Raw genomic sequence first — 24,563 nt, 5'->3', positions numbered from 1 at the left:
TCATCATAAAAGTAATAATTTAAAAATCAACTTAAGAATAAACAAATTCAAAGCTCTTTCATTAATAGAAAGTTCAATATGTCCACGAGAGGAAAACATATCAAACAAAACGACAGTCTAGATGCATATACACTCCTTTCAAATTTGATAGGTATTTTACTTTTTATACATAAAAAAGAACGAATCTACATTCGCTCTTCTCCACATATTTATGGTGCAAAGTTTATCATCCGACTTAACATAAATCTTAATATAGTAAACAGTAGTATAAAAACAAATAAACTACATGCCTACGACTAAGCAGAATACTTCAGCCTCAACTATTTATAAAAAACTTCCGCCATAGTTAAAATATTTAAGATATACAATAATAGTAAATTATTTATTTTTTCCTTTTAGTTTTCATTCGATGCTGGAACGACAGAGTCGCCATAAATACAGTTATCCCCCACAAGAATAATCCGCCATATGTCACCACATATACCCAAATAGCCAATCCTTCGGTGTATCCTTTAGGAAGTATTCCTAAAAATTGAAACACTGTTAAGAAACTAACTATAACTGTGAATACTCCAACTGCCCATCCTGATATGATTAATAACCATCTCGGTAGCTTCTCTCCCCATGAAGTAACGAGCGCTATAGCAAATAAAGATGCAAGTACTGCTAAGAGAGCTGTGAAGTCTATTCCAATGGTATATAGCGTATATAAAAAGGAGGATCCTTCCTGTAATGTTTCACCAAATCCTGTCACACTTTGAACAGCTTGCTTTGTTGTAAGTCCTACCGTTGATCCCCATGCCCAAAGAGATTTTAAAATTGCATATGGTAACAGGGAAACAGCTGCAACATAACCCCATCCTTTACTCAAATAAACTTTATCATTTATTTCTGAGCCCATACCCTTCTCATATTTTAAGTTCAAAATCCCCTCTCCCTTCTCATATAAGAAATGAATCTCCTTTTAAAAACTATACAACGATTGTACATTTCAGAAGTTATTTATTTGCTTCTTTATTCAAGAATATGGTCCTTTCTTTCAATAAAGCAAGTTGCATTTTTTACAATTTTATTTTACTTTAAAAATTTTATTATCTTTGCACACATTTTTAATGTGATTCTTATATTATTTAAAATAAAAAAATAATAAGCGAAAAGAATATCTCCTTTCGCTTATTATAATAAAAAGTACATTTCATATTGTTCTAATGAACTCTTTTCGAAATCCATTTTTTTCAAATATCCTTCTAGCAAACTATTATTAGGAAAGCCAATAGTTAACGTGGACAACTTCAATTCTTCAATTGCTACTTGTAATAAATTCGTCCCAACACCAATATTTCTATAATCTTTGTCTACAAAAATAAAACTGATTTTACCTTGTTCATTCATACATATAGAACCTTTTAAATCATTATCGACATATGCACCATAAAATGTATGATTTGTTTTTTCGATATAATCCATATCATTTTGCCAGTTTATATGGAAGTGTAACCATTTCTGAATTTCAACTTTAAAAGCTGCAAATTCTAATTGTTTTACTTCAATTCCTTTACATTCTTTAAGCATTATTTTAGTCATATCTTTTAAATTATAATAAGATAGATCGTACACTTTTTCATAGCCTAATTTATTATAAAAACGAATCGCCCGGTCATTACCTACAATGACTTCAAGAAAAAGTTGCTTACACCCGTTTTGAATCGCTTCATCTTTATGCAGTTCAAATAACTTTTGACTCACACCAATACCGCGATACTTAGGGTGAATAGCTAATGTTCCACAACGCATTGTTTTTATACTTTCATAAATCTTAATACCACCAAGTATTACACCAACTGGTTTGTCACCGTCTAAAGAAAGAAACGAGTGTTCTAACGAATTCCCTTCAGCTCCAAAAAACCTTTTTATAAAATCTTCTTTTGAAACTTCCATCTTAATAATATAATCTGAAAACCCATCCCTAAAAGCTTCATACACTAAATCTATATTTATTTCACTGCATCTTTTATATTGAATCATATAAAATTATCCCCCACTTACTCGTGTTAAACTTAACGTTCAAATACATAAGATCTACTAGTCACATCATACTTTAATTTTGAATTCTACTGCTTAATTTGAAATGAACGGACACTTCCCTACATATCTATCACTATTAATTTGTTTTATAACAAACGGTGCAATATCGCCATTTTGTATTTTAATTCCTGGCATATCAACTAAACTCTCTTTTATACTTCCAATACCATTTCCCTCTATAACAAATGGTAATCTAACAATTGTCCAATCTACCTCACTATTTTGGATAATTTGTAATTCTTTATATTTATCTTGCATCATTTTTGGTAAAAACAATTTAAACAAAGTAGCTCCTATTTTATTTACAATTCCCTTCTGATCTCCCGTAACATTTAAAGAACCTCCGGAAATTAGAATATATCTTTTTATTTTAGACTCCTTCATCGCTTCTAAAATATGCTTCGTTACTGTACTAAAAATGTAAGATTCATTTTTCGGTTGACCTACTGCATTAATTACAGCACTACAACCTTGAAGTAAGTCTTGTATCGTTGAAAAGTTACGTGCATCCCCAATAATAGTCTCTATATTTTCATTTATTTTCTCTGTATTTGTAGAGTTTCTCGTTAATATTTTTACTTGATATCCCTTTTCTAACGCTTCATTTACAAGAATTTTTCCAGCTTTTCCGTTTGCACCCAAAATAGCTATTTTATTTGTACTTTCCAATATTAACCCCTCTTACTATCTATGATTTACTACATTAATCTCATATACACGTAAAAAAGCAATTAAATGCTCACACGCTCGTTCACATGCTAACATTTTAAAGATTTTTTGTTCCTCTTTCGTTTTATCATTTGCTTGATCTGAAGCAGCTTTTAAACATAAAAAAGGTTTTTTATTGATTTGACATACATAAGCAAAAGCTGCCACCTCTTGATCAACTGCCAATGCCCCATATACAGTATGGAGTAAATATCTCATTTCCGAACTACGGATACGTTGATCTCCAGATAAAAATGTCCCGAAATGAATCGGATCATACGATCGTATTTTTTTTATTCTTCTTACAAGTGATTTTGTTGTTTCAATAGGTGCTGTTCTACCATTATATAAGTTAAAAACATCTTCACCCGAACCAGCAGCAGTGACATCGTGTTGTATTGCGTTCAGTGCCACTACAATATGACCATTTTTCACCTTATTTGATAAACTCCCGCATATCCCTGTCATAAACAACTCATCCGGCTGAAACTCACTAATTAATAATTGTACACAACTAGCACAACTTACCTTCCCAACACCAGTTATAACTGAAATAATTTCCAGATCATTTATAGTATGAAAATGAAATTCCCAAGCGGCTTTTTTTTCAATGCGTTCACTTGGATAAGATTGATGCAAATACGTAAGTTCAGGTTCCCAAGCGGCTACGATTGCAATACGTTTCATTACAAACTTCACTTCCCTCACTGTCATTTAAATAATTTATCTATGCTTTCTCTTTTATAATCTGGAATCCACTCTTTATATTTCTCATATAAATTTCGTATTGTTTCTTTATTCTTCGAAATTACTTCACTTCCTCTATCATCATGCATAAACATGATAATATCTTTTGTTGCATTTATGAGAAATACATCTGGATAAGAAATTTCTTTTTTTGCGTCCTAAACGAGGATAAAGACCTGGTAAATCTTCATGATTCGCCGCTTGAATAAGTCGTTTATACTTTATATCACCAGCGAAATATTTTAATGAAAATTGATATGTACAATACAAGTCAGTTTCTTCATCTTCAAATAAAAAAGAATTGTTTCTTGTCTTGTATGATATTTTAAATCTCTTTTTGAATAAATAGACTATATATTTATTTTCTGTGGATTTTTTACATTTCCCTTTTTAAGTCAATAAACATTTGCTATTAAAAACACTTTATCTTCTTTTGAAAATATATCTTCAAATAAGTGTTTATTATATGTATGGTACTAATGTAACCCCAGTAAATATTTCATTCATATATTCTTTTAACTGTATTTTATATTCTTTCTACTCTACAATTTCTTTTAACTGCCAATATGCATCTTCTAGCCAAGGGTGTAAAACTTTCAACGTGTCTTTTCTATCCCACAAATATGAAATATATGCAAAAGCTGCATGTTCTAAAGATTTTTCTAACCCCTTTTTTACTTCTACTAAGTATGGTGGTGTCCCATTTTGATCCCATTCTATTTTATCAGCAACAAATAACACTAAATCCATCTTCGTTGCATGTTTACGCAGTGTCGTATGGCAACAAATTGCATTTAAAGTCTCTTCATCATGCACTTTAAATATCTCTTTTGCGAGTACTCTAGAAAGTTTTTGATGAATAATCATTGGAAATTTTCGTTCTTCTTCTAATATCTCTATTCCGAATTCTTCAGCAACTACAATCCGTACTTCATTTGGAAAAATTGCACTAATATCATGTAAATATCCCGCAATTGTTGCCTCTTCTTCATTTACATGATACATAACCGCAATTTTACGAGACTCATTTGCCACTCGAATTGAATGTTTATATGTAACTTCTTTATTGTATTTTAATAGAAAAGCTTTTATATCAGTTTCAATCTTTCCAGTTGGAGTAAATGAATATATATCCTTATATAACATCGTAGTATGTCCCCTTCTTCCTAACTTTCAATATAACGTTGTATTTAAATATCCTTTTTATTTGTATTCGTTATAAATGTTTTAATCCCTTTTTTAATACGTTACATGAAATTTTATACATAATCATCGCTACAAGTACATAAATGTTTGATATTATAGTAATGTTAATGATTTGTAAGGAAAGGAACTACATAATGAATAAAAATATATTAATTATTGATGACGATAAAGAAATTGTTGAATTACTTGCTGTTTATTTGCGAAATGAAGGCTATAACATTTATAAAGCATATGATGGCGATGAAGCATTACAAATGATTTCTACATATGAAGTTGACCTTATGATTTTGGATATTATGATGCCAAAACGAAATGGATTAGAAGTTTGCCAAGAAGTTCGGGAAAATAATACTGTACCTATTCTTATGCTGAGTGCAAAAGCAGAAGATATGGATAAAATATTAGGACTTATGACAGGCGCCGATGATTATATGATTAAACCATTTAATCCATTAGAATTAGTAGCTAGAGTGAAAGCTTTGCTACGACGATCATCCTTCCAAAATGCCACTTCCCAAAAGAATGAAGATGGTATGATTCGCATTCGTTCTGCTGAAATACACAAACATAATCATACTGTGAAAGTAAATGGCGAATATATTAAGCTTACATCTATTGAATTTGATATTTTATATTTACTTGCGAGTAATACAGGAAGAGTATTTAGTTCTGAAGAAATATTTGAACGTGTTTGGAATGAAGATGGTTATGGTTCAAATAAAACTGTAATGGTCCACATTAGTAATTTACGAGATAAGCTTGAAACAGGAATGAATGGAGAAAAATTTATTCATACTGTTTGGGGAGTAGGCTATAAAATTGAGAAATGAAGCATTTGATATATTAAAAGATATCCCGAAATGGAAACTTATTTTTTGGCTCTTATTAGCTATCACACTCACTCCTATTACTGAATTAATTATATATCGCCTCGTTACGAGTGTAATTGAGAGTTCGCTTACGTTAAGCGAACTTGGCAAAGAATTCATTAGAATTTTTGGTTATGAAAAATATAAAGGAATAAAAGAATCTCTATGGATGATGATTGTCTCTTATTTATTTTTATTTTCTATTTTCTCATCCTACCTATACATTTTTTATCGTCATGAAAGAAAGCTTTACTATGAAACTTGTATTAAAAAAATGATAGAAGAGATTCGCTATATTGCAAATGGAAACTTCAATCATAAAGTTTCTATCGTAAACCATAATTATCTAGAAGAGTTAGCAAGCGGGGTTAATCAAATTGTTGAACAATTGAAAGTCTCGATTGATGAAGAAAGACAGGCAGAACAAGCAAAAAGCGAACTGATTACAAATGTATCGCATGATTTACGTACTCCTCTTACCTCTATAGTTGGATACGTGAACTTAATCCACCATGATAATTATAGAGATGAAGTGGAATTACGTCATTATATACAAGTCATTTACGATAAAGTAACTCGTCTTAATGCATTAATGAATGATCTGTTTGAATATACACGTGTTCAAAATAAAGAATTAAGTTTATATTCTGTCCCTATTGATATTGTAGAACTTCTTGGACAATTAACAGTTCAATTTCGAATACAGCTTCAAGAGGCTAATATTGATTGTCGCCCCTTTTTCCCATCAAAGAAGTTAATGGTATTAGCTGATGGAGACAAATTAGTACGCGTATTTGAAAATCTAATTATTAATGCTATCGCTTACGGTAACGATGGTGATTATATTGATATTACTGCTTATGAAAGTAATAATATGATTGCAATCGATATAACCAATTACGGCCAACCTATTCCAAGTACCGATTTACCTCATATTTTCGAACGTTTTTATCGTGTTGAGAAATCGCGCTCTACAAACACTGGTGGATCTGGACTCGGATTGGCAATTGCAAAGAGTATTGTCGAATTGCATAAAGGAACAATTGAAGTGTATAGTGATGACAAAAAAACAACATTCACTGTAAAACTACAACCATATAAATGTTAATACAGCTTAATTTTAGGTCCAATTTCTTACGATATAAGAAATTGGACCTTTTATTTTCCAGTAACATCCAAAATTTAATAATCCTTTATAATTCTTTAGAAATTCTTTACCTTTTCTTTCTTCCTAATTAAGCATTCCTTTTTACAATATTATTATCGATGTCATAATAGGAGGATCGCTTATGCAATTCTTAAAAAAATTCACAATTTTATTATTATCTTTTGTTATTACTGCACTTATCGTTTTATATTTTTATCTTTATGTAAATGGCCCAATTATTCAAGCTAAATCAGCTATTTTAATAGATGCTCATTCAGGTGAAGTTGTTTATACAAAAAATGAAGAAACTCCTATACAATCGGCTACTTTATCTAAATTAATGACTGAATATATCACACTGGAACAACTAAATGAAGGAACTATACAGTTAGATGAAGTAGTAAAAATAAGTAACGAAGTTTTCCGAGCAGAAACGAGTCCTATACAAGTAACTTCGAAAGATAAAACGACGGTTCGTGATTTACTTCATACACTGTTATTGACAGGAAATAATCGTTCCGCACTTGCCCTTGCAGAACATATCGCTGGAAACGAAGATAAATTCACACAGTTAATGAATGAAAAAGCAAAACACCTAAAGTTATCACAATCATCTCCGTTTCTAAACGCTACTGGAATGAATAACGATACAAATAAACTTTCAACTACAACAGCAATTGAAGTTGCTAAACTAGCAACACAATTAGTAACAGACTTTCCAGATGTACTGAACGTTACAAAACTAACCTCTTACCAGTTCACCTTCAAAGATACGAAAGTTTTCAACACCAATAAAATGATATATTCCCTTAATAAAAACATTAAACACCAAGGTGTTGATGGCTTACAAACTAGTTTTTCAACTAATGGTAATTATAGTTTTGTCAGTACAGCAAAACGAGGAGATACTAGACTTATTTCAGTAATATTAGACGCCGAAAATGAAAACAGCACTTTTATTGAAACAAAAAAGTTACTTCAGTACGGCTTTGATCCTTCTTCATACTCTGCACTCCAAGCTTTTAAAGATGCTGTTACATCTTGGGCAGTTTTGCTTCAGTTTAAAAATTTGATTATACAAACATTGTTGATTTTCTTCATTATAACAATTTTAATGTTCTTACATATACGTCAGAAAAAATCCGAGGATTTTAATTAAGAAATCTTCTTATATATATAAAACGGCTTGCATTTACAGTGCAAGCCGTTTTTTAAATTTATAGTCCTCTCCCAATTAAATTTGCTGAAACAGGCCGAAGATTTAACTCCCTTGCCCATATAGATAGCTGACCGATATGGTGAATTTCATGTACAATTACGTGCCTTAAGATCTCACCATATGTATATGTTTTATCTGTCCACGAAGCTTTTAATATTTTACATTCTAAGTTAGCTGACCATACTTGTAAAAAATCTTCTAATTCTCTTTTATATAAATCAGATAACGCTTTCACTTTTTGGATAGATTGATACTCTTTAAACTGCGGTGCACCATCTTCTTTTTCTTGAAGGGCATTAATCCAACTATACTCAACATCTACAATATGAAATAATGTTTCTAAAATACTTCCAACACCACCAATACGCTTACGGAGTAATTCTTCCTTTGAAAGTTGCTCACACCACTTAAACCAATCATCTCTTACTTGCCAATTGTATTGAAATAAATTATACACATTTATCTCTCCTCTACCTCAATTATCCATTTAACAGCATCTATAATATAATGAGGCTCATCTTTTTGAATATAGTGACCACTTTGTTCTGCAATTACAAATGTATGATTGTTTGATAAGCGTAATAATTCTTCTTGCAATTGTAACCACTTCATTTGTGCTTCTTGCGAATAATAGGCTTTTTTTACCAGCAACTAATACGGCAAGTGGAATATTTCTCATTGACTGACAATGTTTATTTGCTTCACTTAGACTAAACATAAACTCTTCATAAGAACTTTCATATACAAACTGTTTATAGTAAGCTTCCTGAAATTCCAGTGACATGATTGGCAAAAAATCTTCTTTATAATTTTCCGGTGTCGAATCAACCAAAACGATTCCAGACATATCTTCGGGATAAAAATTCGCAAATAAACGTGCATTTATACCACCAAAAGAATGTCCTACAAAAATATAAGGTGGTTTCAATTGTAATTGCTCTAAACAACTTCTCAAATCTTTTACCATTTCAGAACTAATACGTCGCTTGGAACTCTTGCCACTTTTCCCTACTCCCGCTCGATCATAAGTGAGTACCGTCCCATATTCCGTCAATTCTTCAGCAATAAGGTCCCATGCCTTTGAATAATCGCCATAACCTGCTTCCATTATAATAACTGGCTGCAACTTCTTTCCTTGAAATACTTTTGAATACATTTTAAAATCATCAACTTGTACATATTCCTCTATACATTTAACCATGGACGATCACTTCTCTCCGATAAAGTTCTTCTTCAATTTGATTAATTATTTCATCTACAGATAAAGATCCATCCAAAACAATATCTGAATTTGCCTTTACAGTATGAAGCGCCTCCAAATAGCCTTTTCTAGCATATGTTATATAATGCTTTAAATCATTATGTATTTCACTCATTGTTTCTTCCTTAAAATCTCGCAAAATTCTTCTAGCCATCGCAATATCTAAAGGCGTATCGATAAATATAGTTACATCAATGAACTGTCGCATTTCACTATTTAAGTATGCAAAAGGATAATCTACAATAATATAATCTACATTACTATCTCGTATAAGATGCTGAATATCCTTAATTAATGGTGTGAGTACCCATTCATTATAATTTGCTCCATCATCAATCCATTTACAAATATCTGCAGGACAGTTATCAAAGTGATAACTATCAAAATATAGCGCTTTTGAATTTATTAACTTATGAGTTAATCTTTCTGTAACAGTAGTTTTACCTCCTCCTGAAACAGCTGCAATTGTAATAATTTTCGTTTTTTTATTCATAAATTCCCACCATACCCCTTTTAATCGACATAACATAATTATAAACAACTATTGTTTTTTATCGCCCCATTCATATTCTAACATACTCATTTCCCATAAATTCCAATATGTCTCCCCTACTTTTTTCGACTCTCTTAATAAGCCTTCTTTTACAAATCCTATTTTTTCGTAACATGAAATAGCCGATGTATTAAAATCATAAACACCAAGCGTTACTCTATGTAGTTTTAATTCATCAAATGCAATATGAAGTACTGCTTTCATCATATTCTTCCCTATGGAACGTCCTCTCATTCTCGTATCACCAACTAGTACTTTACCAATCCTTGCAGATTTATTTATATTATCTATTTGCCCAAGTGAAATATGACCAATTACTTCTTTAGTCTCTTCATCTATTACTTTGAATGCAAGCGTATTTTCACTTTCTATATATTTTTCTAATTGTTGTTCATGTAGGGGATATGTAAATGCATTTCCTGACCATTGTATTAAAAAACCTTCGGAATCAATCCAATTTATTAATTGTTTGAAATCGGATCGTTTAAAGGGTTCTAGTTTAATCAACTTCATTCTCCTTTCATACACCATTCTATATTTACTCAAACTTATTTCTATATATAGAATATATTCTCCTTTTATACGAAATGAAAATAAAGCCATTCATAAGAATGGCTTTACAAAAAACATAGCCCAATTATGCCATGTTTCTTATGTTAACAGTGGTTCAATCGCTTCAATTTTACAAACTGAAATAATTACTGTAACTACCCCAGCACTATTAGCAAGCTTTACAACATCACAAGTAACTGAAGAAACAGTTCCTGCATAATTATTACTTCCTGTTGTAATACGCACTGATCTGTTTACTAACTTTCTCAGCTCATCTCTAATTCCTTGTACACAGCAACAGTCACATGCCTTATTTTGCTCTTCATGTTCTTTTTTACACTCTTCAAAAACATCCCAACAATCATCCTGTTTGCCTGAACACTGTTTACATGAACACTTTTTTCTAGAATTACTATAACGAGATCCCAAAATCTCACCCCCTAGTCATTTCTATTAATATAGTATGTCCACTAGCTTCAAAGTGTATGAGGCAAAAACATAGAAAAGAAAAAACAAACTTTTGTACTAAATCTTTTTATTTTAATTAAAAACTAATCCATTACCGTTTCTACCTTTAATTTAAACCCTTCATTTATGTACAATTCCCAAAAAAATCTCTTTAGTAATTGTATTTAAAAATTTTAAACTGGCCTCCAATAATTTGACGCCAGTATGTATCTATAGAAAATATGAGTTAAAGCTATTTTTTAGAAAGATCTATCAAATTACTATTTAAATCTACTTCAAAACTTTCTTTCTATTACCAAAAAATATTCTATCTATTTGTTGTAATTTTTCCGCATTTACCGTTTCAAAAGTTATCCTATTTACATTTACTATTATTAATAAGTAGCATAGGAGGTGTAAATAGAATGTCTTGTATTGTTACAGGTTTAACACAGCCTCTTTGTTTAACGCTTGTTTATAATGTTTCATCGGGTATACTAATATCTTCTACTGTTGATTGTGGAAGTTGTACTCTAGAAACGGAATTCGATTATACTAGTAAGAATCTAGTTATTAGAGTGCCATTTACTGGTGAAGGTACTCTTATATTCAATGACAAATTCCAGGCAAGTTGCGTTACAACGAATTTAACTCAACCTTAGTCCAAGTAATTTTTCAGAGGAAATAGAAGTATAACTTCTACTTCCTCTCTCACCCTCCTAAATTAATAAACAAAACCTAAACTTTTTTCCCATATTAAATTTACAATTTAAAACATGTTGTACAATATTTTTTATTTCTACACTTTAACCTAATTTATTAACTCTTCCCCAAAATCGAACCCCCCTACATTTCATTTCCTATTAATAGAAAAGGAGGTTAAAATACAATGCCTTGTGTTTTACCAGGATTAACTCAGCCAGTTTGCTTAACCATTGTTTACAATATTTTATCTGGCACACTAATATCTTCTTCGATCAATTGCGGCGAATGTGAACAGGAAATTGGATTTGATTATATGAGTAAGAACCTAACAATTAAAATGCCATTCACCGTTGAAGGCTCAATTACATTTAATGATAAGTTTTTAGCTAGTTGCATTACAACGAACATAACTCAACCTTAATTAGATTTATAAATTTTTAAGAGAAGTGGAATTCCCTTTATATTAGTCATTTTAGACATACAAAATACTTAAAAAGTTAGATATATAAACCGTCTCATTGTTTAACTTCCATCTTCCGTTTCCTCACTTTTCTACCTTAATATTTCCACTCTTCTTTTTATCTTCTACTCTTCACTTATATTAGTAAATACAAAAATGAGCTCTAATTAAATAGAGCTCATTCCGAGTTTTATAATTTACTAGACTGCAACCCCTGAATAAACGGAACTACCTCAGGATTCACAAGTGACGATAAATCGCCTAATTCTTTTCCTAAATAAGCGGCTTTAATGACGCGTCGCATTACTTTAGAATTACGTGTTTTCGGTAAATCTTCTACAACGTGAATATCTTTTGGACATAATGCTTTTCCAATATGAGAGTTTACTAAACTCATTAATTCTTTCTTTAATTCTCCTGAGAATGTTACATTGTCTCTTAATACTACAAAACAATGACAAACTTCACCTTTTACATCATCTGGTACACCAATCGCAGCAGCTTCTATGACATCATTATGCTTCACAAGAATAGATTCATATTCAGCAGGTCCAATGCGTTTTCCAGCAATGTTTAGCGTATCATCTGAGCGTCCTGTAATAATATATTGTTCACCATCATAAACCACCCAGTCACCATGAACCCATTTATTTTCAAAACGTGACCAATATGTGTTCACATAACGCTCATCATCTTCCCAGAAACTTTTCGTCATACCAACCCAAGGTTTCTCTAAACATAATTCTCCAACTTCATCACGAATCGGATTGCCCTGATCATCGAGCACAACCGCTGCCATTCCTGGTAAAGAAGCGTTAAAGCTAATCGGTGCAATTGGTTTAATAAGGACGTTTCCGAAAATTCCACCAGAAATTTCAGTCCCGCCCGAATAGTTACAAATTGGTACATTACTTTTTCCAACCGTTTCAAATAGCCACATCCAAGGATCTGGATTCCAAGGCTCGCCTGTTGAGGCGAATACTTCTAAACTCTTAAGCGAATGTTTATTTACATACTCATCACCTTTTGCCATTAACGCACGAATTAATGTTGGTGATATACCGAGATGTGTAATTTCATATTTATCAACTGTCTCCCATAAACGATCTGCTTCTGGGAAATCCGGAACGCCTTCGTACATAACCATTGTTGCCCCATTAATAAGAGAACCGAATAGTAAAAATGGTCCCATCATCCATCCCATATCAGTTACCCATAATACGCGGTCACCTTGTTTAATATTCATTCCGAACCCCGCATCAAAAGCTGCTTTTAAGGGAAATCCAGCATGAGTATGTACTGTCCCTTTCGGTTTTCCAGTTGTACCTGATGTATAAATGAGCATTAATGGATCATCACTATGCATTTCTTCAGCATGTACAAATGGCTTTTCTTTTTCTAACGTACTCCATGAGAAATCATAATTATGCGGTGTAAAATCATTTCCTGCATGACGCACGATAACAACTTTTTCAACAGTTGGGCAATGCTCACAAGCCTTATCTACTTCGTCTTTTAATGAAACAACTTTACCTCGGCGTGAAAAACCATCTGCAGTAATAATCATTTTAGATCCTGCCGCTTGCACACGTGTCATGACTGCATCAGACGCAAATCCTGAGAATATTGGTGAAATAATTGCTCCGATCTTCATAACCGCTAGCATCGCAACAACTGTTTCTGGAATCATCGGCATATAAATTGTGACACGGTCACCTTTTTCAATACCTGCATGTTTCAAACCATTTGCGACGCGACTTACCCAGCTATCAAGCTCTTCATATGTAAATGATTTTGAAGTTCCATTCTCCCCTTCATACTGAAGTGCTGGTTGTGTTCTCGTTTCATCGTCTGCAAGCCAGCGTGATAAAACCGATTCTACAACATTACATGTTCCGCCATTATACCACTGTGCAAACGGCGTACCATTTTCTAAATCTAGCACTTCTGTATAAGGTTTCATCCATTGATAGCCAACTGCTTTCTCAGCTTCTCCCCAAAACCAAGCTGTTTCTTCGATTGACTTTTTATAAAACGTTTCATAATCTTCATAGCCCAATGATTTCATCCAACCATATAAACGCGTTTTTTCTTTATACTCTTCTGTTGGAAACCAAACTGCTTGTTTCAATGTTTTCCCCTCCTTGACTTTTTGAGCAAGAAAGCCCTAAATAGGGCTTTTAAACTGGATAAACCGGATGTTTACGATCCGTAAATACTTGATATTTACTCATATACATTTCGAATCGTCCTTTTAACTCTTCTCTTAAATTGTTTGGATGAACAATACCATCAATGACCATCTCTGATGCTAAATGGTAAATATCAATATCCTTCTTATACTCTTCGCGTTTTTCAGCAATGAAGCTATCACGCTCTTCTTCTGGTAAAGCTGCAATCTTATTTGCATATACAGCATTGACCGCGGCTTCTGGACCCATTACCGCAATAGAAGCTGTCGGTAATGCTAGGCAGCAATCTGGTTCAAAGGCTGGACCTGCCATCGCATATAAACCAGCACCATATGCTTTACGGACAACGATAGAGATTTTTGGTACAGTTGCTTCACTCATTGCGGAAATCATTTTTGCACCGTGACGAATAATACCAGCACGTTCTACTTTTGTGCCAATCATAAATCCAGGTACATCTGCAAGGAATAATAACGGAATATGATATGCATCACATAAATTAATAAACTTCGCTGCTTTATCAGCTGAATCGTGGAATAATACGCCGCCTTTCATTCGCGGTTGATTTGCAATAATACCAACTGGCTTACCATCAATACGTGCTAAACCTGTAATGAGTTCTTGAGCAAATAATTTTTTCACTTCATAGAAAGAACCTTCATCAATAACTCTATTAATGAGATCTTTCATATTGAAAGGAGCATTTTGATTTTCTGGAATGATTTCTTCTAACGTTTTATCGAATTGTTTCGGTTCTTGAGGTGTAACCAATGGAGTCTTTTCTAAGTAGTTATTTGGAAAATATGAAATGTATTGTCTTGCTTGTGTAATCGCATCTTCTTCTGTCTTACATAAAACATCTCCGCATCCTGATACAGAGCAATGCATACGAGCTCCGCCCATTTCTTCTAAAGTTACCTTTTCACCGATAACCATCTCAGCCATACGAGGAGATCCTAAATACATAGAAGCATTTCCTTCTACCATCATAACAACGTCACAAAAGGCTGGAATATATGCGCCACCAGCTGCAGAAGGTCCAAATAATAAGCATACTTGCGGGACTTTACCTGATAATTTCACTTGATTATAGAAGATTCTTCCTGCCCCGCGGCGCCCTGGGAACATTTCAACTTGATCAGTAATACGCGCCCCAGCAGAGTCAACTAAATAAAATAACGGAACACGTAATTTTTCTGCCGTTTCTTGAATACGTAAAATCTTTTCAACTGTACGTGCGCCCCATGAACCAGCCTTTACCGTAGAATCATTTGCCATTACGCATGCAGTACGACCATGTATTTTACCCGTTGCAGTTATAACACCATCAGCAGGTAATCCTGTTTGTTCACAATTTGCAAATAATGCATCTTCTACATATTCACCATTATCAAATAAAAGAGCTAAGCGATTTCGAACGAATAGTTTACCTTTCGCTTTGTTTTGTTCATGATATTTTGGTGCGCCGCCTTGTTTAATCGTTTCAACTCGTTCTTCAAATGTATTCGATTGTTGTTTTTGGTCTAACATATTTACTCCCCCTTATACATTGGTGTGCGTTTTTCCTTGAATGCCTGTAATCCTTCTAATCTATCTTTCGTATGGATTACACCTTCATACGCTTGTTTTTCCATTTGTAATCCGGTATGTAAATCAACTTGAATACCGTTTGAAATTGCTTCTTTCGCTAATCGAACAGCAATAGGACCATTACTAGCAATTTTCTCTGCTATTTCAATCGCTTTCTCTTCAAGTAAATGAGGTGGTACAACAAATTCTACTAGACCATATTCTTTTGCTTCTTGTGCTGAAATACGTCTACCTGTATAAATTAATTCTTTCGCTCTACCAACACCAATTAATCTTGGCAAACGCTGCGTACCACCTGCTCCTGGTATAATTGCAAGTGTAGTTTCAGTAAGACCAAGACTTGCAGATTCAGCCGCAATTCTAAAATCACAAGCTAAACTTAATTCCGTACCACCACCAAGTGCGATTCCATTTATAGCAGCAATAACTGGCTGTGGTAATTGTTCAACCATTTCCATAGTAGTGCGAATCATACTAACAGCATGGCGAACTTGTTCTTCATTCATGCCAGCACGTTCTTTTAAATCAGCACCAGCACAAAACGCTTTTTCACCAGCACCTGTTAGAATAACTACACGAGTATTTGACTCTTCATTTATTTGAGTTAAAATGTTTTGTAACTCTTCTAATAAAGCTAAAGATAATGAGTTGGCTTGTCCTTCACGATCTAAGGAAATCTTTACAACGTGCGGTGTTACATAATCAACTGAAATGTTTTGTAATTGTAGCATCTTCTCACCTACTTATCGTTTTATGTTGAAGCGCTCTATACACATGACTCGGTAATTGGATATTTAATTTACTCTGAATAAATTGACTCGCTCTCAATAACTTCTCTTCATCAATATTCGTTTGGACACCTAACTTATGGAGCATATGAACTAAGTCATCAGTGGCAACATTACCTGATGCTCCTGGTGCATATGGACATCCCCCAAGGCCACCACAAGAACTATCAAATGTTGTAATACCATATTCTAAAGACTTTACTACATTCGCAAGTGCCATTCCGTACGTATTATGGAAGTGCATTGCAAACTGCGAAGCATCATATTTCTTTAATAAATGCTCTAAAACTTGCTCTACTTGTAGTGGATTTGCTACTCCGATTGTGTCGCCAAGAGATACTTCATAAATGCCGTATGAAAATAGTTGATTACATAATTCGTCAACTGCTACGAGACTTATATCCCCTTCATAAGGACATCCAAATACAGTAGAAACATAGCCTCTTACTTTTTTCCCTTCGAATAATGCCTGTTTTGTTATATCTTCAATTACAACTAATGCTTCTTTAATTGATTTATTAATATTACTTTTATTATGAGATTCACTTGCTGATAAAAAAACATTCACCTCATCTACATTTTGCAAAAAAGCTCGTTCCAAACCATTTTGATTTGGAACAAGCGCTGCATATGTAACATTGGGATCCCTTTTCAGCTCAGAAAACACATCATTTGCATCTGCTAATGCAGGGACCCATTTAGGGTGAACGAATGAGGAAACTTCAACGTACGATAATCCAGCCTCTGTAAGTAGTTGAATCCATTTTACTTTATCTTTTGTGCCAACAATCTTTTTTTCATTTTGTAAGCCATCACGTGGCCCGACTTCTTTAATGACAGCAAAATTAGGTAGTTTCAATTCGCTTCCCCCTATATCTCCCTATTCAATTTCTAGTAATACATCTCCTTCATTTACAAAATCGCCTTCTTGCACATTAATTTTCATAACTGTGCCAGCTTCTTCTGAAACGATTGGAATTTCCATTTTCATAGATTCCAAAATGACGACATCTTGCTCTTCCTCTACTGTATCTCCTACTCCTACAACAATCTTCCATACATTTCCTGCCATCGATGCATATACTTTCGTCATCATTTTTTCCCCCTTAGTATTTTTAAATCTTATTTTTTAACAAGTTGTTTCGTTACAAAACCCGTTGTATAAATACCACTTTTGAACACATCATCTTCCAATACTTGAAGCAGCATTGGCGTGTTCGTTTTAATACCTTCTACTTTTAATTCTTCTAGAGCATCATGTAATTTCGAAATTGCTTCTTCACGCGTTTCACCATGAGCAATGACTTTCGCAATCATTGGATCATAGAAAGGTGTAATCGTTACTTGATTCTCCAAAAAGTGATCGATACGTACATTTGTTGGAAGCGTTAAATTTGTAATTTTCCCAGGTGATGGGAAGAAAGTTTTCGGATCTTCTGCATAAATACGTGCCTCAATGGCATGACCACTACGTTTTACATCATCTTGTGTAAACGATAATTTTTCACCACATGCAATTAGAAGTTGTTGTTCTACAAGATCTAAACCTGTAATTTCTTCTGTAACTGGATGCTCTACTTGTAATCTCGTATTCATCTCTAAGAAATAGAAGTTCTTCTGATCATCTACTAGAAACTCAACTGTACCAGCATTTGTATACCCTAGAGCTTTGGCAGCTTGTACAGCAACTTCTCCCATCGCCTTTCGTGTACCTTCATCTAAAAATGGTGAAGGTGCTTCTTCGATTACTTTTTGATTTCGGCGCTGTACCGAACATTCACGCTCCCATAAATACACTGTGTTACCATGTGTATCTGCTAAAAGCTGAATTTCAATATGATGCGCATCTGCTATATATCGCTCTAAATACATTTCTCCGTTACCGAAGAAGTTTTGCGCTCTTGTTTTATTACTTTCAAACGCTTTGGTGAGCGTTTGCTCAGTTTCCATCAACTGCATACCAATGCCTCCGCCGCCTGCGGATGCCTTAAGCATTAATGGATAACCAATTTGTTTTGCAATTTCAATTGCTTCTTCAGCAGTTTCAATATTTGTAGTAATACCTGGGACTACTGGGACATCTGCAGCTTGCATCGCAATACGTGATTCGATTTTACTTCCCATCTTCGTAATGATTTCTTCTGATGGCCCGATAAATACGATTCCTTCTTCTTTACAACGAACCGGAAAAGATGGATTCTCAGATAATAATCCATACCCCGGGTGGATTGCTTCAGCATTTGTCTTCTTAGCTATTTCAATAATTTTTTCAAGGTTTAAATAGCTTTCTTGGACACGTGGCCCACCTACTAAGTAAGCTTCATTTGCCATTTTTACATGCAAGGCATTTTCATCTGCCTCAGAATAAATAGCAACAGTGCGAATGCCAAGTTTTTGACAAGTTTTCATAATACGAACTGCGATTTCCCCACGATTCGCAATTAATATTTTTTGAAACATAGTGATTCCTCCTTTTTATCTACATCCTAAATGTCTAGCAATTACGAGACGTTGAATTTCAGAAGTTCCTTCACCAATTTCTAATAGTTTTGCATCACGAATATGTCGTTCTACTTCATATTCACGCATATAGCCATATCCACCATGAATTTGTACTGCTTGATTTGCAATACGGCTTGCTGCTTCAGATGCGAAAAGTTTTGCCATAGCCGCTTCTTTACCGAAAGGTTTATCGTTATCTTTTAACCAAGCTGCTTTATGTACTAAATTACGCGCTAGCTCTACTTCAGTTGCCATATCAGCTAATTTAAATTGAATCGCTTGGAAATTAGAAATTGATTTTCCAAATTGTTGACGTTCTTTCGCATATTTCAATGCACGTTCAAATGCAGATTGTGCAATACCAACAGCTAATGCTGCGATTGAAATACGTCCTCCATCAAGTGTATATAAGAATTGTTTAAACCCTTTATTTACATCACCAAGTATATTTTCTTTCGGCACACGTACACCATCAAGTACGATTTCACATGTATTAGAAGCACGTACGCCCATCTTATCGTAAGGGCTTGAAATCGTTAACCCTTCACTAGTAGTCGGTACGATAAATGCAGAAATACGTTTTCTACCATTCTCTTCAACACCGTTGACAGCGGTTACAATAATTGTATTTGCATACTCTGCATTTGTAATCCAACACTTCTCACCACTAATAACATACTCGTCTCCGTCTAATATAGCTTTCGTTTGTGTGCCACCTGCATCAGATCCAGCATTCGGCTCAGTTAATCCGAAAGCACCTAAAGTTTTGCCTGATGCCATTGGAACTAAATATTTCTGTTTTTGTTCTTCTGTACCGAAATAATAAATTGGAGAAGCACCTAATGAAATTGTTGCAGCGTAACTTAATCCTGTCCCACCACAAGCACGACCAATTTCTTCAACTGCTAACGCGTACGATACTGTATCGCCACCTGAACCTCCATACTCTTCTGGGAATGGGATGCCTAATAATCCTAGTTCGCCCATTTTTTGAAATGTTTCATATGGAAACTCTGCAGTTTTGTCATAATACACAGCTTTCGGTGCGATTTCCTTTTCAGCAAAGTCACGTACCATTTCTTTAATCATTTGTTTTTCGCGAGTTAGAGTAAATTCCATTCCGCTACACACCCCTTATCGAATATTGAGTTTCGACAGCGTGCGAGTTTCTACTACAAACATTACGAATGAAAAGACAAGAACATTAGTTAGATAATTGTTATAATTCTGTCATAATTTAATTTTAAAACAGATTCTGTACTAATGCACAAAAAAATTCCTACATTGTTCTACAACAACATAGGAGCTTTTGTGTCGAATTATGTAATTTATTGTTTAATAATCTCTACCTTTTCCCGAATCAGAAATTTCTACTAATGCTTCAGGGTATGGTTCGAAATACGTTTGTCTTAATAAATACTTTTCATCAAATCGAATGGCCCATGATTTTAAAATTGTAAGTAAACTACTAAGTGGTATTTTCTTTTCTATATACTTTTGTATTAAATTTAAAAAATGATCTTTTTCTTGTTTTTTCAGCTTTGTTTTAAAGTATCCAAAAATATGCTCACATACATTTACATTCGATGTATAGCGGGGTGTGCGCATAAATAATTCATATAAAGTCTTCTCATAGTTTTCAAATACAACTTCAATCTTTTCATTTTTATGATTTGCAATAATACGCCCTAATTCCTTTTGTTTTACCTGATTATATGCCATAAATAAATATTTATTATCCGACTGAAACGATACGAGGTCTTTCATATTTTTATTACGTTTAATCATCTTGTAATATGCGATTGTAAATAATCTTGTAAAGAAGTGTTCTCTAATAATAAAATTCGACAATCTACCTTCTTCTTCAATTGGAAGATGCGAAAATTTTTTTAATACTGCACCACCAAATAAGCCTGGTCCTTTTCCTTTTGCTGGTGCTTTTTCAAAACCAGAATAAATTTTCACATCACGCGTACCACAACTTGGTGAGCGATTCTTTAAAATAAAACCATCTACATCAGATATCGTTTGTAAAAATTCATTTGAAAATTGATTCATTTTTTCAGTGACGTCTTCTCTTGTAGACGGTTGCACAAGCCTATTCACACCACTTTCTTCTACAATGCGTATCGTTTCACGAGGAGTCCCCAATCCAATCTCGACTTCTGGACAGACAGGTATAAATGTAACAAATGGCTGCAAATTTCGTATTGTTACATCTGGAATCATCTCTCCATTATAACGACAAGCATCAAATTCTAAACATTTACTTACGACGATTGTTGGTTTTGCAAATTGTCGCATCTCATTACCTCCTTAGTGCTAGTCCGTATAATATAAATTGTACTAAGATTAACATTTTAAGCAAAGTTTGATTCATTTAATTTTATGACAAATATATATCAAATAATATATTAGCAATCGTTCAACTCTATTTTCTATAAATATGCGCTCTATAATGATGGTTTAGATACTGTGAAACGAATAATACACACATGCTTTGGAGAAATTAATACACAAGAAAGGAGGAGAGCGTTATGAAGAAGAAATTATCATCTATTTTAAGTGTTTTAGCACTATCTATTATGTTTTTAGGTACATCTGCACAAGCTGAATACGATGGAACTAATATGAATAGAGTTAATAACACTGACATTTCAACTCGAGTTAATGACAATAACTTAGACAGAGTTAATAATGATGTAAGAACTCGAAATGTAAATACAACAAATGATTTAAATGATAATCGTGATAAAAATAATAATTGGGCTTGGCTCGGTTTATTAGGACTAGCAGGATTATTAGGTCTTAGAAGAAGAGACAAAGAAACACGCTGATTTAGAATGTTTTTAGTAAACAAGTACTTATTTATCAAAAATATATCATGAAAATAAATCGCCTTTTTAAAGGCGATTTATTATTTTACTTAAATATAAGATATGTAATTCACACTTCATCGATTAAATTCGTGGCGTTAATCCGTACAATATAAACTGAATCGTATTTTCAATTTCCACTTCATCATCCCATTTTTCTTCTGGCAATAATAAAAATCGTGTTAAAAGTAATCCTAACACAGCTGATAAAGTAAGTCGTAATACAGAAGCTGGAGGCATTTCAATAATTGCTCCTTCTTCTTGAAACTTTGCAATCAACTTTTTAAAATGTGTAAGTAACTCTGTTTCTACTAATTGTTGTATTTCATTTTTCAGTTCTGGCTGAAATGGCACTTCTTGAATTAATATTTTTATCATTGGAAAATGCTTTTTTGCAAATTCAAATCTATTATGAATAACAACTCTTAGAAGCCCTTCATATGATTCATACTCCGATTTAAATATTTCCTTTGCGAATGTTTGTACGAAAAATGGTGCAGCAAACTTCGTTAATGTCGGCATGACTACTGCTAACAATAAATCTTTTTTTGTTTTATAGTAGCGGAAGATTGTTCCTTCCGCTACACCAGCACGCTTTGCAATTTCACTTGTTGAAGTTGAAGCGTATCCTTTTTCTCCAAACATATCAACAGCCGCCTCTAATATACGCATTTGACGTTCATTTCGTTTATCCGTGTTAGTTGCGGCAATTAATTCTTCCAGCCAATCTTTCTTCATCTATAATGCCCCTTTGTATCATCATTATATTTTTCGATGTTTCTTTAATGCAAATACATTCCCTATTGCAAATAATATTGAAAAAAGTAATAATACGGTAAGATCTAATACAATCTCTGTAAATCCTTGATTTCGAATCATCACCTGTCTCATTGCGTCAGCGCCATATGTGAGTGGAAATAATTTCCCTAACATTTGAAGCCACTTATTCATAGATTCAATTGGAAACAAACCAGAAAAGAAAATTTGTGGCACAATGACAAGCGGTATAAACTGGATCATTTGAAATTCATTATTTGCGTATGCCGATAAAAACGTCCCTAAAGTTAATGCCGTTAAAGAAAGCATACATGTAATAAGTAGCGTTAGCCATATGGAGCCAGCTACATACAAGTCTAAAATGTAAACTGAAAAACTTACGATAATAATGGATTGTATAAATGCAAAGATCCCAAAACCAATAATATATCCTACAACTATTTCCCATCTTTTAATTGGAGTCGATAATAACCTTTCTAAAGTACCACTTAAACGTTCTCTTACGAAAGACACCCCTGATAAAATGAATACAAAGAAAAATGTAAAAAAACCGATTAATACAGGACCAAGCCCATCAAACATTGTAAAGTCTTTAGAGCCATGTAAATAATTCACTTCAGGTTTCATAATCGATACATCGTTCTTCTCTGTACTTTTTTGTAATATTTGAAGTACAGCACGATTTTTTGACGAATCGCTACCTTCTAATACAATATTCATTTTTCCATTTTCTAAACGAATGACTGCATCTACCTTTTGATTTTCCAGCTCAGACATTGCCTTTTCTGTATTATATTCATAAATTGACGCTTCCTGATTTTTCATCACTTTTACTAACTGAGCGGGCATATCAACAACAGCAATATGCGGTACATAGTCCTTTTGTGTAAACACTAGCGACAATAACCAAAGTAATAACATAGGTGCCCCAAACATCATCGCTAACGAACGTTTATCTCGAAAAAATTGGCGAATAATACGAATGATTACACCGGTAACTCTCATGATTCAGCCACCTCTTCCAACAAAAAGACATCTTCAATCCTTCCTGATGATACCCGCTTTTTCAATTCTTCAGTTGTACCAGTCGCAACTAGCTTTCCTTCTCTAATTAACCCTAGGCGTTCACAAAATTCAGCTTCGTCCATAATGTGTGTCGTTACAATTATCGTTGTGCCTTTCTTTTTCAAATCATAAAATTTTGCCCAGATTGTTTTTCTAAGAAGCGGATCTATCCCCACTGTTGGCTCATCTAAAATTAATATTTCTGGTTCATGAAGGAGTGCTATTGCTAATGATAAACGCTTCTTCATCCCGCCTGAAAAATGCTGCACTTGCTTTTTCATATGTTGTGATAATTGTACAAGGTCAAAAACTTCTTCAATTCTTTCTTTTTTATGCTTTCCCTTTAATCCGTACATCGTTGCCATAAAATCTGCATTTTCATATGCTGATAGTTCTTCGTATAATGCATCAGCTTGAGCCATATAACCAATTCTTTTCATTTCATTTAAATTAGGCATGTTCGTGTTGTAAACAAGCACTTCACCTTCCGTTGCTTCGTTAATACCTGCAATCAATTTAATAAGAGTCGTTTTCCCAGAACCTGAAGGCCCAACTAAACCAAATATCTCTGCTTTTTCAACTTGTAATGAAAGATTGTGTAAAACTTCTTTTTTCCCAAAACTTTTTGATACAGTCCGTAAAATAATGGCAGGCTGCTTCACGTATTCTTCCCCCTTCTCTAAAATGAGTGAGTACTCACTTTTATTTTACTCTTGCGTAATTATATGTCAAACTTCATTGATTAGTATGGTTTTCCGTCAATAATATTAAACAATGAAACAGAGTCGACATTAGAATATCCTTTCTTAAAGTC

Annotated in this window: 25 protein-coding genes and 2 pseudogenes; 5 read left to right on the top strand and 22 right to left on the bottom strand. The window is 33.5% G+C overall.

The window, feature by feature from the left end; all coding sequences use genetic code 11:
* Positions 1 to 382: 382 nt before the first annotated feature.
* From ACTFR9_RS05275 to yqeK, 6 genes and pseudogenes are all read right to left on the bottom strand, one after another.
* Positions 383 to 925: a hypothetical protein gene (locus tag ACTFR9_RS05275; protein ID WP_002163643.1), complete on the bottom strand. Its 543-nt coding sequence runs from the start codon at positions 923 to 925 to the stop codon at positions 383 to 385.
* 251 nt (positions 926 to 1,176) lie between these two features.
* On the bottom strand, positions 1,177 to 2,025 hold the full coding sequence (locus ACTFR9_RS05270) for a GNAT family N-acetyltransferase (protein ID WP_000617044.1): 849 nt from the start codon (positions 2,023 to 2,025) through the stop codon (positions 1,177 to 1,179).
* Between the two features lie 93 nt (positions 2,026 to 2,118).
* Positions 2,119 to 2,754, bottom strand: a complete 636-nt coding sequence (locus ACTFR9_RS05265; RefSeq protein ID WP_000446321.1) for an SDR family oxidoreductase — start codon at positions 2,752 to 2,754, stop codon at positions 2,119 to 2,121.
* 15 nt (positions 2,755 to 2,769) lie between these two features.
* Entirely contained in the window at positions 2,770 to 3,507 is a 738-nt protein-coding gene (locus ACTFR9_RS05260) for a phosphorylase family protein (protein ID WP_000218296.1), read from the bottom strand.
* Positions 3,504 to 4,065, bottom strand: a pseudogene (locus tag ACTFR9_RS05255) (DUF3885 domain-containing protein). Before ACTFR9_RS05255 ends, ACTFR9_RS05260 begins: the two are co-directional and overlap by 4 nt.
* A gap of 12 nt (positions 4,066 to 4,077) precedes the next feature.
* On the bottom strand, positions 4,078 to 4,686 hold the full coding sequence (yqeK, locus tag ACTFR9_RS05250; RefSeq protein WP_229136333.1) for a bis(5'-nucleosyl)-tetraphosphatase (symmetrical) YqeK: 609 nt from the start codon (positions 4,684 to 4,686) through the stop codon (positions 4,078 to 4,080).
* Between the two features lie 194 nt (positions 4,687 to 4,880).
* On the opposite strand from yqeK, the gene ACTFR9_RS05245 reads away from it, so the two are divergent.
* The 3 genes from ACTFR9_RS05245 (at position 4,881) to ACTFR9_RS05235 (ending at position 7,921) form a co-directional block, all read left to right on the top strand.
* Complete coding sequence (locus ACTFR9_RS05245; RefSeq protein ID WP_001038815.1) at positions 4,881 to 5,576, top strand: response regulator transcription factor; 696 nt, start codon at positions 4,881 to 4,883, stop codon at positions 5,574 to 5,576.
* A complete protein-coding gene (locus ACTFR9_RS05240; RefSeq protein ID WP_001243301.1) occupies positions 5,566 to 6,723 on the top strand; it encodes a sensor histidine kinase in 1,158 nt (385 codons plus the stop codon). Before ACTFR9_RS05245 ends, ACTFR9_RS05240 begins: the two co-directional genes overlap by 11 nt.
* 181 nt (positions 6,724 to 6,904) lie before the next feature.
* A complete protein-coding gene (locus ACTFR9_RS05235) occupies positions 6,905 to 7,921 on the top strand; it encodes a D-alanyl-D-alanine carboxypeptidase family protein (protein ID WP_074543429.1) in 1,017 nt (338 codons plus the stop codon).
* A gap of 58 nt (positions 7,922 to 7,979) precedes the next feature.
* On the opposite strand, the gene ACTFR9_RS05230 is transcribed toward ACTFR9_RS05235, so the two are convergent.
* The 5 genes and pseudogenes from ACTFR9_RS05230 to exsK all read right to left on the bottom strand — a co-directional run bounded on the left by ACTFR9_RS05230 (position 7,980) and on the right by exsK (position 10,776).
* Positions 7,980 to 8,438 carry a DinB family protein gene (locus ACTFR9_RS05230; RefSeq protein ID WP_000282499.1) on the bottom strand — a complete coding sequence of 153 codons (459 nt, stop codon included), beginning with the start codon at positions 8,436 to 8,438 and terminating at the stop codon, positions 7,980 to 7,982.
* A 2-nt stretch (positions 8,439 to 8,440) separates the two neighbouring features.
* Positions 8,441 to 9,182 (bottom strand): annotated as a pseudogene (locus ACTFR9_RS05225) (alpha/beta fold hydrolase).
* Entirely contained in the window at positions 9,175 to 9,735 is a 561-nt protein-coding gene (locus ACTFR9_RS05220) for a hypothetical protein (RefSeq protein WP_001036631.1), read from the bottom strand. Before ACTFR9_RS05220 ends, ACTFR9_RS05225 begins: the two are co-directional and overlap by 8 nt.
* A gap of 48 nt (positions 9,736 to 9,783) precedes the next feature.
* Entirely contained in the window at positions 9,784 to 10,326 is a 543-nt protein-coding gene (locus ACTFR9_RS05215) for a GNAT family N-acetyltransferase (RefSeq protein WP_033674197.1), read from the bottom strand.
* Positions 10,327 to 10,446: 120 nt separating this feature from the next.
* Positions 10,447 to 10,776, bottom strand: a complete 330-nt coding sequence (gene exsK / locus ACTFR9_RS05210; RefSeq protein ID WP_000535710.1) for an exosporium protein ExsK — start codon at positions 10,774 to 10,776, stop codon at positions 10,447 to 10,449.
* Between the two features lie 907 nt (positions 10,777 to 11,683).
* On the opposite strand from exsK, the gene ACTFR9_RS05205 reads away from it, so the two are divergent.
* Positions 11,684 to 11,920 carry a hypothetical protein gene (locus ACTFR9_RS05205; RefSeq protein ID WP_001112247.1) on the top strand — a complete coding sequence of 79 codons (237 nt, stop codon included), beginning with the start codon at positions 11,684 to 11,686 and terminating at the stop codon, positions 11,918 to 11,920.
* Positions 11,921 to 12,149: 229 nt separating this feature from the next.
* Here the strand turns inward: ACTFR9_RS05205 and ACTFR9_RS05200 are convergent, their stop codons facing one another.
* From ACTFR9_RS05200 to ACTFR9_RS05165, 8 genes are all read right to left on the bottom strand, one after another.
* Positions 12,150 to 14,090 carry an AMP-binding protein gene (locus tag ACTFR9_RS05200; RefSeq protein ID WP_000806464.1) on the bottom strand — a complete coding sequence of 647 codons (1,941 nt, stop codon included), beginning with the start codon at positions 14,088 to 14,090 and terminating at the stop codon, positions 12,150 to 12,152.
* Between the two features lie 49 nt (positions 14,091 to 14,139).
* A complete protein-coding gene (locus ACTFR9_RS05195) occupies positions 14,140 to 15,681 on the bottom strand; it encodes an acyl-CoA carboxylase subunit beta (RefSeq protein ID WP_000886756.1) in 1,542 nt (513 codons plus the stop codon).
* A gap of 2 nt (positions 15,682 to 15,683) precedes the next feature.
* Positions 15,684 to 16,472: an enoyl-CoA hydratase gene (locus tag ACTFR9_RS05190; protein ID WP_048554477.1), complete on the bottom strand. Its 789-nt coding sequence runs from the start codon at positions 16,470 to 16,472 to the stop codon at positions 15,684 to 15,686.
* Positions 16,473 to 16,476: 4 nt separating this feature from the next.
* Entirely contained in the window at positions 16,477 to 17,388 is a 912-nt protein-coding gene (mvaB, locus tag ACTFR9_RS05185) for a hydroxymethylglutaryl-CoA lyase (protein ID WP_000775431.1), read from the bottom strand.
* A gap of 21 nt (positions 17,389 to 17,409) precedes the next feature.
* Positions 17,410 to 17,625: an acetyl-CoA carboxylase biotin carboxyl carrier protein subunit gene (locus tag ACTFR9_RS05180; RefSeq protein ID WP_001985297.1), complete on the bottom strand. Its 216-nt coding sequence runs from the start codon at positions 17,623 to 17,625 to the stop codon at positions 17,410 to 17,412.
* 26 nt (positions 17,626 to 17,651) lie between these two features.
* On the bottom strand, positions 17,652 to 18,989 hold the full coding sequence (locus ACTFR9_RS05175) for an acetyl-CoA carboxylase biotin carboxylase subunit (RefSeq protein ID WP_000486740.1): 1,338 nt from the start codon (positions 18,987 to 18,989) through the stop codon (positions 17,652 to 17,654).
* 15 nt (positions 18,990 to 19,004) lie between these two features.
* A complete protein-coding gene (locus ACTFR9_RS05170; RefSeq protein WP_229136334.1) occupies positions 19,005 to 20,150 on the bottom strand; it encodes an acyl-CoA dehydrogenase in 1,146 nt (381 codons plus the stop codon).
* Positions 20,151 to 20,366: 216 nt separating this feature from the next.
* Positions 20,367 to 21,335 (bottom strand): YbgA family protein, encoded by a 969-nt coding sequence (locus ACTFR9_RS05165; RefSeq protein WP_074603050.1) that lies wholly within the window; start codon positions 21,333 to 21,335, stop codon positions 20,367 to 20,369.
* Positions 21,336 to 21,568: 233 nt separating this feature from the next.
* Here ACTFR9_RS05165 and ACTFR9_RS05160 point away from each other — a divergent pair, with 233 nt between their 5' ends.
* Positions 21,569 to 21,868, top strand: a complete 300-nt coding sequence (locus ACTFR9_RS05160) for a WGxxGxxG family protein (protein ID WP_229136335.1) — start codon at positions 21,569 to 21,571, stop codon at positions 21,866 to 21,868.
* A gap of 123 nt (positions 21,869 to 21,991) precedes the next feature.
* On the opposite strand, the gene ACTFR9_RS05155 is transcribed toward ACTFR9_RS05160, so the two are convergent.
* From ACTFR9_RS05155 to ACTFR9_RS05145, 3 genes are read right to left on the bottom strand one after another with little or no spacing between them, the layout of a single operon-like run.
* On the bottom strand, positions 21,992 to 22,645 hold the full coding sequence (locus ACTFR9_RS05155) for a TetR/AcrR family transcriptional regulator (RefSeq protein ID WP_000711177.1): 654 nt from the start codon (positions 22,643 to 22,645) through the stop codon (positions 21,992 to 21,994).
* A gap of 24 nt (positions 22,646 to 22,669) precedes the next feature.
* Positions 22,670 to 23,689, bottom strand: a complete 1,020-nt coding sequence (locus tag ACTFR9_RS05150; RefSeq protein ID WP_048554466.1) for an ABC transporter permease — start codon at positions 23,687 to 23,689, stop codon at positions 22,670 to 22,672.
* The gene (locus tag ACTFR9_RS05145) at positions 23,686 to 24,411 is read right to left on the bottom strand and encodes an ABC transporter ATP-binding protein (RefSeq protein WP_000812700.1); all 726 of its coding nucleotides are present in this window, start codon (positions 24,409 to 24,411) and stop codon (positions 23,686 to 23,688) included. Before ACTFR9_RS05145 ends, ACTFR9_RS05150 begins: the two co-directional genes overlap by 4 nt.
* Positions 24,412 to 24,563: the final 152 nt, after the last annotated feature.

The sequence above is a fragment of the Bacillus cereus group sp. MYBK222-1 genome (genome assembly GCF_051916425.1).
Lineage (GTDB): Bacteria > Bacillota > Bacilli > Bacillales > Bacillaceae_G > Bacillus_A > Bacillus_A paranthracis.
The sequence above is the reverse complement of the archived record's forward strand: the minus strand, read 5'-3'. Positions and strand labels throughout refer to the sequence as shown.